Below are 17,235 nucleotides of genomic sequence, written 5' to 3'. Positions count from 1 at the left end.
TTTAAGAATCCAGACAGGTAACACATAACACACAACCCGTAGCACATCCCTACTTAACAATTACAGAGCCTAAAAATTTCGAAATTTCTCGTTCTACATTTTTGATGATTCCGTAACGTTGCATCAAAATCATCTGGTTATCATTATCCTTTTCATCTTTAATTTCCTTTAACAACGAAGATAATATTTTATCAACTTTACGCTTTTTCAAATGAAATATACCACCTAAAATAGTCGACTTTAAATCCATCGATTCATCGTGCACATAAATTTGATGCTTGTTTAACCAATTTTCGCTCAGCGCGTAAGGCGATGCTGAAAGCGTAATTGCCAAGTCGGCTATATCCCTATCTTCATGTTTCATAAAGTGGTTTGCAGTCGGAAGGCGCCCATTATCTATCTCTACTTTATAAAAATCTATAATTTTTTTACATAGTATATTTTCAAATTCAACATCGGCTAAGTTTTGCATTACGAAAGAGCCAATATACATATCATCAATCTTATCCCAATTTACAAACTCGTGCCCGTAAGTTAACAACAGCCTAATAATTTCCTTCTCTTGGTTTTCATCTATTTCTATAACCTGAGTTAAGGTAGTTGCATCATCATCCCACAAATTATCTGGCGGACCTAAAGGCTCCGGTGAACCAGAATTTGGATTATAATTGGATTGCTGTGAACGTTGATTACTGTCGAAACTCTTTTTAAGTTTAGCCGAACGCATTTTATTTAATTCGGAAAGTAAAATACGCTCTTCAATCTCTAACAAATTACTACACTCTCGAACAAAAACCGATGCTTTGATTGGATCAGGAATTTTTGCAATACTTTCTACAATATCTCGAATAATTCCAGCTCTTTTTATTGGATCATCGCCAGCATCCTTAAGTAAAACATTGGCTTTGTATAAAATGAAATCTTTTCTGTTTTGCTCTAAATGAATCTTAAAAGCACCTGCTCCAACGTGGTGCATGTACGAATCAGGGTCATGCCCATCAGGAAAGGAAACAATTTTTACATTCAGCCCTTCTTCCAATATCATGTCTAAACCTCTTAACGAAGCTTTTATTCCCGCAGCATCACCATCAAAAAGAATAGTTACATTTTGGGTAAAACGACCAATTAACCTAATTTGCTCTGTTGTTAGTGAAGTACCTGATGAGGAAACTACATTTTCTATCCCAGCTTGATGGACGGAAAGAACATCGGCATAACCCTCTGCCAAATAGCAATTATCTAACTCTCTAATCGCCTTTTTTGCATGAAATAAACCATATAAAACATTTGATTTATGATAAATTTCACTCTCGGGCGAGTTTACATATTTTGGAACGTTTTTATCAGTTTTTAAAGTACGCCCACCAAAACCAATAACCCGACCAGTAAAATTGTGTATTGGAAACATCACTCGACCACGAAATCGATCGTATATTTTACCATTATCATTTTTAATGGATAAGCCAGTTTGTTCTAAAAATTCTAATTTATGGCCATTGTTGGTGGCACTTTGAGTTAGGGCATCCCAAACATCGGGCGAGTAGCCCACCTCGAACTTTTTTAATATGTCTTCTCTAAATCCACGTTCTTTAAAATAGCTTAAACCAATACTTTTACCCTCGTTTGTTTCCCATAGTTGTTTAACAAAAAATGTTGTAGCATACTGCGAAACGATGTATAAACTTTCTTTTGCATTCTGAGCTTCGGTATCTTGTGGCGTAAGTTCAGTTTCCTCAACTTCGATATTGTATCTATTGGCTAAAAATTTGAGTGCTTCTGGATATGAATATTTTTCATGATCCATAATAAAGCGAACAGAATCTCCACCTTTGCCACAACCAAAACATTTAAATATGCCTTTAGTTACCGATACGTGAAAGGAAGGTGTTTTCTCACCGTGAAAAGGACAATTACCGATTAAACTTGTTCCGCGTTTTTTTAAGTGCACAAAATCCCCAACTACCTCCTCAATTCGGGCGGTATCCATTATCTTATCTATTGTTTCGCGGTTTATCATATTGGTTACGAGTTGCGGGCTACGAGTTCCCTGTCATGAATCTAAACCCACAACACGCAACACGTAACAGGCAACTTTATTACTTTACAAAGGATAACATCAAATCCGACAAGAATTTATTCCCTACATCACTTAAATGCACTCCATCTACAGTTAAAATACCTTTCTCTTTATCTTCGGGATTATTTTGCATTTCATAATTAGAAAATGCTTTTCTTAAATCACACAAAGGCAAATTATTTTTTACCGCCAATTGTCTAATACCCTCTGAGTATTTATCCAACTCTGCATCAAGTAAATTAGCATTATTTTTCTTCTCGCCAATAACCGAAGGTGTACACAGCACAACTTTACTACCAGCGGCTTGAATTTTGTTGATCAACGCTTGGTAAAATTTTAGATATTTATCATAATCTGTACCGGTGTGGTGCGTTTCTTTATGCCAAATATCATTTATCCCTACGTAAATAAAAACTAAATCTGGCTTTTTGGATAGCACATCATCTTCAAGGCGCAAATACAAATCATAAACTTTATTACCACCAATACCGGCACCAATAATATCATATTTTGTTGAGTCTAGCGCCTTTTTAAGCAACGTTATATATCCATTTTTTGATACACCTTGCTGCGTAACGGAATCGCCGAAAAAAATAACCCGTTTTGGTTTAAATGTCATCGAAGTAAATATAATAAGGCAAAGGGTTAGCAATACAGCTGTTCTAAAGATTATTTTCATTTGATTTGGAGTCTTGTTTTTTAAAATCTAAATCTTGGAAATCGAAACTAAAATCAGTTAAAGGAGAAATGGCTTCAATTTTAAAACCTTCTGCTAAGGCATTATTATCTAAACCAAAATTAATAAAGGCATCTGCATCCAAACTTCGATCATACCATTTAACAATAAAAGTATTTCCTTTATAGTATATCATGTCGCCTCTTAATTTTGGCGAATTTTTAGCTTCAAAATGCATTTTACCATTTACATTGGTTATTGCCACCTCACCAAACCATTCGTCTTTATACTTTCCTAAATAGTTTTTAAAATCCGGTTTAAAAGTATTATTTCTTTGGTTTGCGGCAATATCCTTCCAGATTTTCTCTACCTCCTCATGTCCAGTTTTCTCGTTTTTAAGGCGATTATCATTATAAACTGCAATTCTATCTTGATTCTTGATACCGAAGTAGCCATCTTTAATGGTATTGCTAATGGCGTTAAATGCAGCCCCAGATTGCTGATTGGTTAAAACAATTATACCAAGGTTAATTTCAGGTATCATAATTACCTGCGTAACTATCCCCGATAAACCACCAGTATGAGAAGCCTGAAACATTCCGTTTACGCTACTTAAATTCCAGCCTAAACCATAACTTGTAAAGCTTTCCGGGTTTCCATTCCTGATAATCGTTTGCGGTGTCCAAAGCTCTTTATGTACCGAGTTGCTAAATAATTTTTTACTTAAGTTATCTCCGTAGGCGCCATTATTCAACATAGCAATTACCCATTTGCTCATATCGGTAACGTTAGAATAAATACCTGCCGCTGCATTTGCAACCTCACTAAAACTCAATCCAACGGGCAACAATTTTCCTTCATAAGGTGCGTGGCCATCAATAATGTTCGATTTATCTTTTAAACGATACCAAGATGCGGCCGTTTTAGTCATTCCTAAGGGTTTAAAAAACCTATTCTCGATAAAATCCTCAAATTTTACTCCAGAAACCCGCTCGACAATTTCACCGGCAACGATGTATAGCAAATTATCATAATCATATTTAGAGCGGAAGGATGAAACTGGCTTTAAAAACCTTAAATTATGGATGAGCTGACTTTTTGTAACGGTAGATGAATCTGGCCAAACCATCAAATCACCCGCACCTAAACCCAAACCACTTCTATGCGTAAGCAAATCTCTGATGGTGAATTGGCTTGTAACATAAGGATCGTACAATTTGAATTCTGGTATCACATCAGTCACTTTAGTATCCCAAGTAACTTTATGCTCATCAACCAACATACCGAGTGCGGCAGCGGTAAATGCTTTGGAATTAGAAGCAACGCCAAATAATGTATTTTCATCAACTTTTTGCTTGCTTTTTATGGAACGAACGCCATAACCTTTTGCGTGTATAACTTTACCATCTTTAACAATGGCAACAGCAATACCAGGAACGTTGAACGTAGTTAGCGTTTTTTCTACCAAACTATCTACCTGCTTTGAAGTGAGCACCTGCGCCGAGGTACATAACGCAATAAAACTTATCGAAATAAGTAAAACGAGGGAAATTCTTCTCTGCATCTTTTTAGTTTAAATGAAGTTTAAAGGTAATAATTTGTTTTAAGAACAAGGGATAAAGAAAGTGAACGATTATTTTCTCTTTTCAAGCATATAATCTTTATGCAACACTAAAAAACTTGCGCGTTCTTCTTTTTTAAATGGAACATTCCAATTGCCCTGATAAGTAATTTTTGTTGGCAATTTCTCACCCCCGAAATAGCCCATTTCTATATTCATTTGCACATTAAAATCAAAGAATAAATTACTGTATTTCATATCTACATATCGGCCTAAAATGTTGAAGTTTCTCTTATCAAAAATGGTCACTAAATCCTTAATCATTAATCCATCTTTTGTGTAACTGCTCAAATCTTCTTTAACCGAAACTTTAAAGCGATAAACCGGGATTGAATCCAAATAAGTGCCACTGGTAAAACCATAATCGTAATATTGGCGCATATTTGCCGTAAAAATCTCCGTTTTACTACCAATAAATGGAACACCCTTTACTGGCCTGCCGGGATTAAATATTAAAGTTTTAAGTTTCTCTTTGTATCCTTCGTTGCCACCGCCCTTCTTTTTTCCATCAATTGGCCCATCGTTTATAAAATCACTATTGTACGCATTCATAAAAATATAATCGAACATTTCTACGGTGTAAAGCTGGTATTTTCCATTTGATTTGTAAATATTGCCTTTATCTTGCTTGGCCAAATATTCCATTTTATGACTACCACTGTTACTATGGCGAATTTTGCGGTAGATACTGCCATCGACCTTATTTTTTTTATCGTAGGTATAAATTCTATTTTCAGCAATAAAACTATAATGCTTCATATCCCTAAAAGATTGATAAAAACTCGTATCGCTTATAATCGCTTTGATGAAAGTTTCAACATTTAGTCTTTCAGCTTTAATGTTTATCGTAGAATCGAGTGTTATCGTTTTTAAAGTGTCGGGATTAAATCGATCAATAACTTGAGCATTGCTAAAATACCCAAAAAATAACAATACATTAACTAAAAGAAGTTTCTTCATACGCGGTTGTAATGACAAAAACAATGCCTTTCTTACGCAGAAAAACCATGGATTTGTAAGATAATAAATTAGAAAACTAGTTGAAAAACCAATTGCAATACTTACAAGAAATTAATTTCCCATTTGCTTCAATGCAATATACGCCATCAAACCTGTCGAAATTTTCAAGGCGTTTTCGTCGACATCAAATTTTGGTGTATGCACCGAGTGGAACGTGTCTTTTTCTACATTCCCAGTGCCTAAACGATAAAAACATGCATCCGTTACCTGCGAATAAAAAGAAAAGTCTTCCGCAGCCATCCAAATATCCAGATCAATTACATTTTCTTTGCCTAAAAAATCTTCGGCGAATGCACGTGCATTTGCCGTAAGTTTTTCTTCATTAATTAAAAATGGGTAACCTCTGTGAATATCAAAATCGCAACTTCCACCCATACTCTCGGCCATTCCTTCGGCCATTTTCTTCATTCTTTTGTGCGCTTCGTTACGCCATTCTTCATTTAAGGTTCTAAAAGTACCCTCAATTTTTACCTCGTTAGGAATAATATTGGTAGCACCATTTGCTGTTACTTTTCCAAAAGAAAGCACAGATGGCAAACGCGGATCGGCGATTCGAGATACAATTTGTTGCAACGCAATAATAATATGCGATGCAATAACAACTGGATCTACATTTTGGTGCGGTTGTGCACCATGGCCGCCTTTACCTGTAACGGTTACGTACAATTCATCAGTTGATGCCATATAAATCCCAGAACGAAAACCCACTTTGCCAGATTCAATCATTGGCATAACATGTTGCCCGATAATAGCTTGTGGCTTAGGATTTTCTAAAACACCTTCTTTAATCATGATGCTTGCACCACCTGGTAAAAGTTCTTCGGCAGGTTGAAAAATTAATTTTATGGTACCTGCAAATTCATCCTTTAACTCATTTAAAATATATGCTGTTCCTAGCAGTGAGGAAGTGTGTACATCGTGACCACAGGCATGCATTACGCCATTATTTTTCGATCGGTAAGGCTTGTTATTATCCTCAAGTATTGGCAAAGCATCCATATCGCCACGCAAAGCGATCACTTTATCAGATGGTTTATTTCCCTTTATTAAACCAACAACCCCTGTATTTGCACAACTTGTAAACTCAATACCCCAAGCTGTTAATTTTTCCTTTATAAAGGCAGAAGTTTCAAATTCTTTGTAAGATAATTCTGGATTTGCATGAATGTGGCGGCGATAGCCTACTACATCAGTAAATATTTGATCGGCTAAATCTTTAATTTTATCTTTGATCATCATTGGTAATATCTAAAGTTGGTGCATTAATTTTCTCCCTAAAAATGAATAGAGTGGGGAAAGCAGGACGTATTTCATTCATTAACCTTTGCGCGTCCATCCTAGTTCTAAAATCTCCAACACGGATGTAATAATTTGGTTCTTTGTAGGTAATGTAGGTGTTGTATCCTGGAAAACTATTTTTAAATCGGGCTTGCTGATTAAAAACTTCTCGACGATCAGAATCATAGAAAACTTGAACGCGATAGCCGTAATCTGAAACAATAGGTCTATTGTTTTTAACTTCCCCAGTACTGCGGTATAATTCTAATCTTTTTGCAATTAAACTATCAATTATTGGGTCTTTTACTATTTCTATTGCCCCTTTTTGTGCGAAGGAAGTTTGAGATAGCGTGATTAGAAATAAAAACGTAAATAGTATTCTCATTATTGATTCAATTTAAGCTGCTATTAATTTTAAGCTTCAATTAGTGCAAAATTCGTCATTCTTTATGGGTTGTGCAAATGCTAGATTGGTAATCTGATTATTTTTTCAGACGATTTCTCGGCGTGGTTGCACGCAGCAATAGGCATCACTTTGTGTGGATAGTAGTAGAAATCCAATCTTTCATCCTTGCTCTTTGTTCTTTTATCCATTGATTGTTTTTCTCAACTACTACTAGTCTTCCCGGCCTCTCGATCGCTTTGAAAATCCATTATTAAACAAAAAAGGCTACACCTAATCGATGTAGCCTATATTTATTTTAATAAGTTAATAATTACAAATTTGCACCGTGGCAGTTTTTATACTTTTTACCACTTCCACAAGGGCAAGGCTCATTACGACCAACCGTTACTTCTTTACGAATAGGTTGTTGCGTAACAACTTCACGAGTATCGCCAAATTCTGCGCCCGATTGCTCATTACCAAACTCTTGTTTAGTCGTTTGCAATTTTGGCTGTTTTTGTGGTGCTGGTGCTTCTCTTACTTGCTCTGCTTCTTGTTGTACTGGTATTCCACCTTTATATAAGAAACTTACCACTTCTTTATTTACTGCATTTAACATGCTCTTAAATAAGTTAAAAGCTTCCATTTTATAAATTACCAATGGATCTTTTTGTTCGTAAACTGCATTTTGAACCGATTGCTTCAAATCATCCATTTCACGCAAGTGCTCTTTCCAGCTGTCATCAATTAAAGCAAGTACAATTGTTTTTTCGAATGAACGAACAACCTCTTTTCCCTTAGTGGTAATGGCTTTCTTTAAATCTACGGCAACTTGTATCGCACGAATGCCATCGGTAAACGGAACAACAATTTGTTCGATATGCTCACCACGTTCTTCATAAACTTGATTTAAAACAGGTAAAGCTTGTTGAATAACAGCATCCGATTTACGTGCGTAAAAAGTTTCTGCTTCATCAAAAAGTTTTTCAGTTAAATTAGTAATATTAGTCGATGAAAATTCTTTCTCAGTAATTACGGTATCGAAAGAGAAATTTTTGATTACCTCTAATTTGAAACCTTCGAAATTTGCTTCTTGTTTATATTCTGAAACGATATCTTCAGCAACATCAAACACCATGTTGTTCATATCTACATCTAAACGTTCGCCAAACAAGGCATTTTTACGTTTAGCATAAATAACGGTACGTTGAGAGTTCATCACATCATCATACTCCAACAAACGCTTACGAACACCGAAGTTATTTTCTTCTACTTTCTTTTGCGCACGCTCGATAGATTTTGAAATCATAGAGTGCTGAATTACTTCACCATCTTCTATACCCATACGCACCATTACCCCAGAAATTTTTTCTGAACCAAATAAGCGCATCAAGTTATCTTCTAATGACACAAAGAATTGCGAAGAACCTGGATCGCCTTGACGACCAGCACGTCCACGTAATTGCCTATCCACACGGCGAGATTCATGACGTTCAGTACCAATGATCGCTAAACCACCAGAACCTTTAACACCCTCGCCCAATTTTATATCCGTACCACGACCAGCCATATTAGTTGCAATGGTCACTGTTCCATTTTGTCCAGCTTCAGCAACTATATCTGCCTCTTTCTGGTGCATTTTAGCATTTAACACGTTATGTCTAATTCCACGAAGCTTAAGCATACGGCTCAATAATTCCGAAATTTCTACAGAAGTTGTACCCACCAATACCGGGCGACCAACTCTTGGCTCTAATTGTCCAGTTTCGGGATTTACAGCAGGAATTAATGCACCTTTAGCATCTGTTTTAGGTACTATGCGTCCTATTGCATCCAATTTAGGAACTGGTTTGCCATCCTTTTGCTTAATAGCACCAGCCTTATCAAGCTCATATTCTTGCTCGTAATGCGAATAAGGGAAAACTAAAAATTGTATTTCGGATGCAACTGCATTATATTTTTCTCGAACGGTACGGTAAACGTAATCCTGATCATCGTTTCTTGTAATAATTCTATTCGTTGGAATTTCAACAACATCAAGTTTATAGATAGACCAAAACTCACCCGCTTCGGTAGTCGCAGTACCCGTCATACCGCAAAGCTTGTGGTACATACGGAAATAATTTTGCAATGTTACTGTAGCGTAAGTTTGGGTAGCATCCTCAACTTTTACATTTTCTTTAGCTTCAATTGCTTGATGTAATCCATCTGAGTAACGACGGCCATCCATAATACGGCCAGTTTGCTCATCAACAATCTTAATTTTACCTTCATCGATGATATACTCTACATCAATTTCGAATAAAGTATAAGCTTTTAACAATTGATTTACAGAGTGAATACGTTCTGCTTTTACAGAATAATCGCGAATCAACGCATCTTTTTGAACTACTTTTTCTTCCAGAGCAAGATCAGATTTTTCCAAATCAGCAATCTCTGTACCTACATCAGGCAAGATAAAGAAGCCAGGATCTTCACCCGATTGGGTAATTAATTCAATACCTTTTTCTGTTAGTTCAACCTGATTATTTTTCTCGTCGATGTAGAAAAACAATTCTGAATCTACCTTCGGCATATTCTTAGATTGATCGGACATGTAATGGTTTTCTGTTTTTAATAACAAACCACGTACACCACTTTCACTCAAGAATTTTATTAACGCCTTATTTTTTGGCAAACCACGGAAAGCACGCAATAGCGCCAAACCACCTTCACCTTCTTCGGTGCCAGAATTCCCAGCATTTATTAATTTCTTTGCTTCGTTTAATGCAGAAGAAACGTAAGCTTTTTGCGCATTAACCAAACGCTCAATACGCGGTTTTAAATCGTAAAACTCATGTTGATCGCCATGCGGAATTGGACCTGAAATAATTAATGGCGTCCGCGCATCATCAATTAAAACTGAATCGACCTCATCCACCATTGCAAAATGCAATTTACCTTGCACCAATTGATCTGGAGTTTGCGCCATATTGTCACGCAGATAATCGAAACCAAATTCGTTGTTTGTGCCGTAGGTAATATCAGCTGCATAAGCTTTTCTTCTTTCTTCTGAGTTTGGCTCGTGCTTATCAATACAATCTACACTTAAACCATGGAATTCGAATAAAGGACCATTCCACTCACTATCTCTACGCGCTAAATAATCATTCACGGTTACTATGTGTACACCTTTACCGGCCAAAGCATTAAGATAAGCAGGCAATGTACTTACTAAGGTTTTACCTTCACCAGTCGCCATTTCGGCAATTTTACCGCTGTGTAAAACCACACCACCAATTAACTGCACGTCGTAGTGCACCATATTCCAAACCACTTCGGTTCCGGCTGCATCCCAACGATTTGCCCATTGTGCTTTATCACCAATAATTTTTACATTGTCTTTACGTGCTGCGTAATCGCGATCGAATTGTGTAGCGGTAACTTCTAAGAAATCGTTCTCGCTTAATCGGTGAGAAGTTTCTTTAACCACTGCAAAAGCCTCAGGTAGAATTTCCAAAAGAACTTTTTCTAATTCCACATCGCGCTCTTTACCTAAAGCATCAACCTGATCGTAAAGTGCCGTTTTTTGATGAAGATCTAAATCATCGCTTTCAGCCTCGGTTTTTAGCGCAGCAATTCTTCCATCAATATCAGTTAAAAAAGCAGAAATTCTTCCTTTAAATTCTATTGTTTTCGCCCGCAATTCATCATTGCTTATAGAAGATAACTTAGCGTATTCTTCATTTATTTTAACAACCAGCGGCTGTATTGTTTTTATATCTCTTTGTGATTTACTTCCGAAAACCTTAGCTAAAAATTCTAACATTATATTTTAAATCGTATTTATTATTGAAAATTGATGAAATACAACAACCACGCCATGGCTTTATTTAAGTCAGTTTGGCAGTTGTAAGGGGCTAAAATTAAGGATATATTCTAAATATCTGTTATAAAAACAACTGTTTATTTAAGGATTCTACTAAATGTTCATTATAATTTCATGTTTGATAGCACCTCAGGCCTCGTAAATAATTTATCGCGTTCTAAAATAAATAGTTTTTCAATCACAGTAAAACCTCTTATTCATAACTATATTCCAGGCAAAACTCAATATTACATCATTCCTATTGTGATAAAATTAATTATATATTTACAAAGTAATATCAAGGTACTAATATTTATGATCGCCAAAACTCAAGATGAAACTATTAACGAAATTGTACAATATTTTGAAACTTACATTTTCGAAAATCATGTTACAGCTTCATTAAATACACATTCAAAGCTTAAAAACTACAACATCAATCCTATAGTTGTAAAATATCTTTCCAAGGTTTTAGAGAATGAATATTCTCCACTCGGTATTGCCAAAGCATTATTTTACCCAAGAGTATTGGGTACGTCAATAAATACTTCGTTTGGAACAAGGATACAAAATATGTTTGTAGATTTAAAAATTGCCGAAGGTTCGCTAATAAAAGGTATGGACATCGAATTTGTGGACAAGATTGACCACCGTAGAAAATGGTGTCAATTGAAATCAGGGCCAAACACAATTAATTCTGAAGACGTAAAACCGCTTATAAGAAAATTTACCGATACAATTAATTTAGCAAGAACTAATAAAGCATTTAAAAGGATAAACAACACAGATTTTATTGTTGGCGTTCTTTATGGCGAACAAGATGAACTAAGTATGCACTATAGACTGATTGACAAAACTCATCCCGTAATAATTGGCAAAGATTTTTGGCATCGAATTACAGGGTTTCCAAAATTTTACGATGGCCTTGTAAAAAATCTTCAAACATCAATTGAAAATATTGATACTCAAGACTTAATTAATGTAGGCGTTGAAGCGTTAGCGAGAGAAATACAAGTATCTCAGCTTTTCGAATTTAAGAAATCGTAATAACCGTTTAAAAATTTTACGATAGAATAGCCCACTTCTTTACCCAAGTTTACTGGCACGGCATTACCAATCTGTTTATACTGTTGCGCTAAAGACCCTTCAAATTTCCATTCATCAGGAAATGTCTGAATTCGTGCGTACTCGCGAACAGTAAATGGTCGTGTTTCTTCTGGGTGGCATCGTTCAGTTTGCTTTTGTGCAGGACTGCAAGTTAAAGTAAGGCAAGGTTCGTCCCAACCAATTCTCCTTGCAATGCCAGTTTTTCCACCACCTAAATAAAAGCTTCCACCCATAAAAGATTTTTGAATATCTAAAGGCAAATCTCGCCAATACCCTTTTTGTGGCACCAAGTCTAAAACTTCGATTTTACTTTTTGGATATTTAGCACCGTCTGATTTCGGTACGTTACAATTGAATAGCTCGCTCTTTTTCAAAGCATCTTTTAGATGATAAATTTTATTGTAAGGTTTCGGATATTCATATTTCTGCGCAATATCTTTTCTAATTCCAACTAAAATCAATCTTTCTCTTTTTTGAGGGACATTGTAATTTATTGCCTTTAAAACCTGCACAGGAATAACATTGTATCCAATTTCATTCAGAATAGAAATCATCCCTTGAAGTGTTTTGCCATTTTCATGGCTAAGTAATCCGCGAACGTTTTCACCAATACAAATTGGTGGATTTACTTCTTTGACAACTCGAGCAAATTCATAAAATAAAGTTCCTCGAGCATCTGCTAAGCCAAGTTTTTTACCTGCATAACTAAAAGCCTGGCAGGGAAAACCTCCAGTAACAACATCTACTTTATTATGATACTCAGAAAAATCAAATACTTTAATATCACCTTCTAAAACATTCCAGTTCGGTCGATTTTGTCTTAAAGTTTTACAAGCAAATTTATCAATCTCATTTAGAGCCACACACTTTAGTCCAGCTTTTTCCATTCCAATCGCTAATCCACCTGCCCCAGCAAATAATTCTAAAACTTTATATTCATTTTCAGCTTCAACAAAGTTTGAAAATGTTTCTTTGATATCTTGGGAAATAAAGTTAGAAAACAAATTTTGAACTTCTGACTTACGATATACGCGATAATTACTCATCGGCTCCCGAACTGCGGAGAATTTACCTTCTCTATCCCATCGCCTTAGGGTTTCCTTACTTTTACCAAGTAATTCCGACACTTCCCCTATTGATAAATACTCTTCCATAACCAAACTACATAACCTTATACAATGGTTACAAATTTATAACATTTTTCCGAAACAAAAAATAATGTTAATAAAATCGAACCTTAAAAGTTTAGGCTCAAAAGTTTGTATAAAAATCATCATTACTTAAATACCACCTCTGTTGCACCGTATCCAAATTTCTCTTTCCTTGCATCCATATAGGTTTTAACCTGTGGATTTTTGCTTATCAGTTTATGAATTTTATCCCTTAAAGTTCCGTTTCCAGATCCATGGATGAAAATTATTTTATCGAAATGGTGTACGATGGCGCCATCCATTGCTGTATTAAAATGGTTAAGCTGAATTTGCAACATTTCGTCTGCTTCTAAAAAATGATGGTCGTCTCTTAGTTTCTCAATATGTAAATCAATTTCTTTTGCTGGCGCAGGAACGGTTTTCTTTTGATCTGTTGCTTTAAAAAAGCTCTCTTTCAATTTTTGAGCATCAATAAGTGGCAGTTGTTCATCTAGGCGAATCAACCATCCTTTTTGTGTAGTGCCCGGTAATTCTTTTAGATCTGTACTAAAATCTTTCGCTCTAAATTTTTTGCGCAACACAAGAGGTGGCAAAGGTTTAACATCAGCTGTGCTGAATAGAAGCATCTGAAACAGAAATTCTGGCCAAATATCTAAATCTGCCAATGAAGCCGAATATACCAATTTAGCGCTGTTTGGTTCTATTGCGCCATGAAACGAGCCTGCGAATTTTTCTTTACGTTCTGTATTTAAAGTGATAAGCAACGTGTTTGGCGTTTGATTATACAAGTTAAAGTGCACCACGTTACCAGCCTTATTATCATTGGCTACCGCCAGATAAATACCATTTTCATATTTGGCAATACTTGGAATGTTAACATGGATTGGTTTTGGAACATCAATTTCTGCAGCAACAGTACCGTGCCCGTGTACCGATGTTAAATTACTTACCACAACAGGAATCTCAAAACCGTCTTCATCGGTAACGCCCAATGTTTGCGAATCAATAATCTTTGTCACATATCCTTCACGTTTTTCATCGACAAAACGCACAAAATCTCCTAATTTAAACTTCATTTTTTTATTTTTTTTGTACTGAGGTTATCAGTTTCTAGTTACCAGTTGCGGGTTCTAATACCGATTTTCAGTTATCAGTTGCGAGTTATCAGTTACCTGTCTAGGTGCCGACACCATTATTCTTTTTACTCGTTTTTTTTATTTCTCGTCCCTTGCGTCTTCCTTATATATGGTTAAAAGCACTAATTTCTTTAGTTGTGCACTGTCGCGGTCTTTGCTTCATATTCCTCTTACTCACTTACAAGGTACAACTTAACCTACCACCTAATCAACGCGCTTCCCCAGGCAAAGCCAGAACCAAATGCTGCTAAGCAAACCAAATCTCCATCTTTAACTCTACCCGCTTCCCATGCTTCGCACAAAGCTATTGGCACTGAGGCAGCAGTTGTGTTTCCGTATTTCTGAATGTTATTGAATACTTGGTCATCTCTCAACCCTAAAAGTTGCTGTACATATTGGCTTATGCGCAAATTTGCTTGGTGTGGCACCAATAAATTAATATCTTTTTCTGTAAGGTTATTCGCCAATAAGGCTTCTCTAATTACTTCAGGGAATTTAACCACAGCTTTCTTAAAAACCGCCGGACCATCCATATAGGGTAAAGCCGCACCACTCGCTAAAATTTCGGGCGTCATAAATAATCCACCAAGTTCCTGCTCGGGAAAAGCAGGTTTATCCTTCATCCATTTATTGGCATGAGCACCTGGATAATACATTGCCAAAATTTCCGCATCAGCACCATCACTATGTAAATGCGTGCTTAAAATACCTTTTCCCGGCTCGGTTGTGGGTTGTAGAACTACTGCCCCCGCTCCATCGCCAAAAATAACCGAAACATTTCTACTCCGTGTTTCAAAATCCATGGCGAACGAATGTTTCTCGCTACCAACTACTAAAACGTTTTTATACATTCCAGTTTTAACAAACTGATCGGCAACAGATAGCGCATAAACAAATCCCGAACATTGGTTGCGAATATCAAGCGCGCCAATCTCTCCCATCCCCATTTCGCGTTGCAACAATACACCACAGCCCGGAAAGTAATAATCTGGGCTTAGCGTGGCAAATACAATAAAATCTACATCTTTTACGGTAATACCCGCTCTTTCAATAGCAATTTTTGCAGCCTCTACCCCCATTGTTGTGGTGGTTTCTTCGTAACGATCGGCAAATCTGCGTTCTTTTATGCCAGTCCTTTCTTGTATCCATTCATCATTGGTATCCATAAAACGACTTAAGTCGTTATTTGTGTACACGTTTTTTGGAACGTAATAACCACATCCCGCAATTCTTGATTGAAACATATTTTAGATTGTTAGCTAAACCAAAGGTAATTAATTTATAAAGATATGAGTGGTGTGATTTGAGCTAAGAGATTGCATACATTCTTACCCATAAAGCTGGTAAAACGATTTGCGAGTGCTTAAGTCTAACATCTCAAATCTAATATCTCAAATCTTCGAATTATTGTTTATTTTTGTAAATATGTCTACAGAAACCAAAGAAGAGACCTTTACACTCGAAGAAATTTTAACTTCCTTAAAAACCGTTCACCGCCTTATTTTATGGAATGATGATGTGAATAGTTTCGAACATGTAATTTACTGTATGATGAAATATTTGGATTATAGTGAGGCCCAAGGCGAAAAAATTGCTTGGAAAGTGCATAACGAAGGTAAATGCCCAGTATTAGAAGGCTCTTTTACCGAAATGGAAGTTTACCGCAAAATTTTACAACAAGAAGGATTAACAGTTTCGGTTGATTAATTCTTAGTATTAATTATGAATTTGTACATTTAAACATAAAGAACTAATTTTATGGAAGTTACATTAGAAATAAAGGGTGAAAAAGCACTTTCAATTTTAGAGACATTAAAAAGTATTAGAGGGATAACTGTGAAAAAAATTGACAAATCCAAAGAAATCCAGTTAACTGATTTAGCCAAAGCTTATCAAGAAACCCAGTTGGCTGAAGATGGCAAAATTAAATTAAAAACCTTTGATCAACTTATTGATGAGGTTTAATGTATTTACCTCATCTCTTTTTGATAAAGAATTTAAAAAACTATGCAAAAAACATAAATCCGCAAAAAGTGATGTAATTGCACTCGTAGAAAAATTAAAAGAAAGTCCAATTTCGGGCACCCCGATTGGAAACGATTGTTATAAAATTCGTCTAGCCATTGCAAGCAAAGGTAAAGGAAAATCTGCAGGAGCCAGATTGATAACAAATATTCGTTTTGTTAACGAAACGATTTATCTTCTTTCTATTTATGATAAGGCAGATAAAGAAACGCTTTCAGACAGAGACTTGATAGCTGTATTAAAAACTCTTTAACCCTCCAACCCTTTCAAAAACTCAACCATTTCTGCCTGCGTATTTTGCGTTTTATCTTTTGCGTACCAACCATGTAAATGTTCTGCGAGTTCTGGCATTTCGATACCTTCTTTCTTCCACCCGATTAAAATATCCTTTAAAATTTGAGGTCGAGGACCCCAGCTTGCTAAAACGCTATCAGCAGTTTCGTTTAATACAATCAAAATAGGAATTGCTCTGCCACCGTTGGTTAAGTAAGCATCAATTAATGGTAGGTTTTGATCACGGAGAACAAATTTTAAATCTATTTTACCATCAGATTGCATCGCCATTTTATTAAACACGGGTACAATTTGGGCTGCATCGCCACACCAACCTTCTGCAATTACTAAAAACTTATAATTCAATTTTAAATTTTCAATTATTGAGGCTAGTTCTGCATTTAAAACAGCTGTTTTATCAACCCTGCGCATCCGTTGCACATTCAGTTTGCTATAATTTAATAAATCTTCTGAATGATCGGAACCGGTATTTTTTCCATCTAGCAAAAGTTCATCTATCAATGTACGATAAGCTGAATAACTGATTGCTTGGTTATCAAAAATCTCTTTATAGTTAATCATAAGTGCATAATTTGTGGGGTAAAGTAAGGCAGAATATTAGTCAAAATAATCATTGAT

General features: G+C 35.9%; 15 protein-coding genes and 2 pseudogenes. 4 read left to right on the top strand and 13 right to left on the bottom strand.

The annotated features are described in order from the left end of the window. Positions 1 to 49: 49 nt before the first annotated feature. From dnaG to EZJ43_RS17635, 9 genes and pseudogenes are all read right to left on the bottom strand, one after another. A complete protein-coding gene (dnaG, locus tag EZJ43_RS02540; protein ID WP_133261082.1) occupies positions 50 to 2,017 on the bottom strand; it encodes a DNA primase in 1,968 nt (655 codons plus the stop codon). 79 nt (positions 2,018 to 2,096) lie between these two features. Next, positions 2,097 to 2,756, bottom strand: a complete 660-nt coding sequence (locus EZJ43_RS02535) for an SGNH/GDSL hydrolase family protein (protein ID WP_133261081.1) — start codon at positions 2,754 to 2,756, stop codon at positions 2,097 to 2,099. After that, the gene (locus EZJ43_RS02530) at positions 2,740 to 4,317 is read right to left on the bottom strand and encodes a serine hydrolase (protein WP_133261080.1); all 1,578 of its coding nucleotides are present in this window, start codon (positions 4,315 to 4,317) and stop codon (positions 2,740 to 2,742) included. The genes EZJ43_RS02535 and EZJ43_RS02530 overlap by 17 nt, the downstream gene beginning before the upstream one ends. 69 nt (positions 4,318 to 4,386) lie before the next feature. Next, the gene (locus EZJ43_RS02525) at positions 4,387 to 5,334 is read right to left on the bottom strand and encodes a hypothetical protein (protein ID WP_133261079.1); all 948 of its coding nucleotides are present in this window, start codon (positions 5,332 to 5,334) and stop codon (positions 4,387 to 4,389) included. Positions 5,335 to 5,445: 111 nt separating this feature from the next. Continuing rightward, the gene (locus EZJ43_RS02520; RefSeq protein WP_133261151.1) at positions 5,446 to 6,630 is read right to left on the bottom strand and encodes a M20 metallopeptidase family protein; all 1,185 of its coding nucleotides are present in this window, start codon (positions 6,628 to 6,630) and stop codon (positions 5,446 to 5,448) included. Continuing rightward, positions 6,617 to 7,057, bottom strand: coding sequence for an SPOR domain-containing protein (locus EZJ43_RS02515; RefSeq protein WP_133261078.1), 441 nt, complete (start codon positions 7,055 to 7,057; stop codon positions 6,617 to 6,619). Before EZJ43_RS02515 ends, EZJ43_RS02520 begins: the two co-directional genes overlap by 14 nt. 80 nt (positions 7,058 to 7,137) lie before the next feature. Then, on the bottom strand, positions 7,138 to 7,266 hold the full coding sequence (locus EZJ43_RS17525) for a hypothetical protein (protein WP_262708844.1): 129 nt from the start codon (positions 7,264 to 7,266) through the stop codon (positions 7,138 to 7,140). A gap of 122 nt (positions 7,267 to 7,388) precedes the next feature. Beyond that, a pseudogene (locus EZJ43_RS17640) lies at positions 7,389 to 8,804 on the bottom strand (preprotein translocase subunit SecA); the annotation flags it as partial. A 189-nt stretch (positions 8,805 to 8,993) separates the two neighbouring features. Then, positions 8,994 to 10,865, bottom strand: a pseudogene (locus tag EZJ43_RS17635) (preprotein translocase subunit SecA); the annotation flags it as partial. A gap of 354 nt (positions 10,866 to 11,219) precedes the next feature. Between EZJ43_RS17635 and EZJ43_RS02505 the strand changes: the two are divergent. Beyond that, complete coding sequence (locus EZJ43_RS02505) at positions 11,220 to 11,951, top strand: PmeII family type II restriction endonuclease (protein WP_165953071.1); 732 nt, start codon at positions 11,220 to 11,222, stop codon at positions 11,949 to 11,951. On the opposite strand, the gene dcm is transcribed toward EZJ43_RS02505, so the two are convergent. From dcm to EZJ43_RS02490, 3 genes are all read right to left on the bottom strand, one after another. Next, complete coding sequence (gene dcm, locus EZJ43_RS02500) at positions 11,924 to 13,165, bottom strand: DNA (cytosine-5-)-methyltransferase (RefSeq protein WP_133261075.1); 1,242 nt, start codon at positions 13,163 to 13,165, stop codon at positions 11,924 to 11,926. The two genes, EZJ43_RS02505 and dcm, sit on opposite strands and share 28 nt — an antisense overlap. 122 nt (positions 13,166 to 13,287) lie before the next feature. Continuing rightward, a complete protein-coding gene (locus tag EZJ43_RS02495; protein WP_133261074.1) occupies positions 13,288 to 14,238 on the bottom strand; it encodes a Smr/MutS family protein in 951 nt (316 codons plus the stop codon). Positions 14,239 to 14,495: 257 nt separating this feature from the next. Continuing rightward, complete coding sequence (locus EZJ43_RS02490) at positions 14,496 to 15,542, bottom strand: 3-oxoacyl-ACP synthase III family protein (protein ID WP_133261073.1); 1,047 nt, start codon at positions 15,540 to 15,542, stop codon at positions 14,496 to 14,498. A 181-nt stretch (positions 15,543 to 15,723) separates the two neighbouring features. Between EZJ43_RS02490 and EZJ43_RS02485 the strand changes: the two genes are divergently transcribed. Genes EZJ43_RS02485 through EZJ43_RS02475 form a run of 3 tightly spaced genes read left to right on the top strand, consistent with a single transcriptional unit; the run spans position 15,724 to position 16,576 of the window. Next, positions 15,724 to 16,005, top strand: coding sequence for an ATP-dependent Clp protease adaptor ClpS (locus EZJ43_RS02485; RefSeq protein WP_133261072.1), 282 nt, complete (start codon positions 15,724 to 15,726; stop codon positions 16,003 to 16,005). A gap of 51 nt (positions 16,006 to 16,056) precedes the next feature. Next, a complete protein-coding gene (locus EZJ43_RS02480) occupies positions 16,057 to 16,263 on the top strand; it encodes a hypothetical protein (RefSeq protein ID WP_133261071.1) in 207 nt (68 codons plus the stop codon). Beyond that, entirely contained in the window at positions 16,253 to 16,576 is a 324-nt protein-coding gene (locus EZJ43_RS02475; RefSeq protein ID WP_133261070.1) for a type II toxin-antitoxin system RelE/ParE family toxin, read from the top strand. Before EZJ43_RS02480 ends, EZJ43_RS02475 begins: the two co-directional genes overlap by 11 nt. Here the strand turns inward: EZJ43_RS02475 and EZJ43_RS02470 are convergent. Then, positions 16,573 to 17,178, bottom strand: coding sequence for a thioredoxin family protein (locus EZJ43_RS02470; protein ID WP_133261069.1), 606 nt, complete (start codon positions 17,176 to 17,178; stop codon positions 16,573 to 16,575). The two genes, EZJ43_RS02475 and EZJ43_RS02470, sit on opposite strands and share 4 nt — an antisense overlap. Positions 17,179 to 17,235: the final 57 nt, after the last annotated feature.

Source organism: Pedobacter changchengzhani, assembly GCF_004354365.1.
In the GTDB taxonomy this organism is placed as follows: Bacteria; Bacteroidota; Bacteroidia; order Sphingobacteriales; family Sphingobacteriaceae; genus Pedobacter; species Pedobacter changchengzhani.
This window is presented reverse-complemented; position numbering and strand designations above follow the sequence as displayed.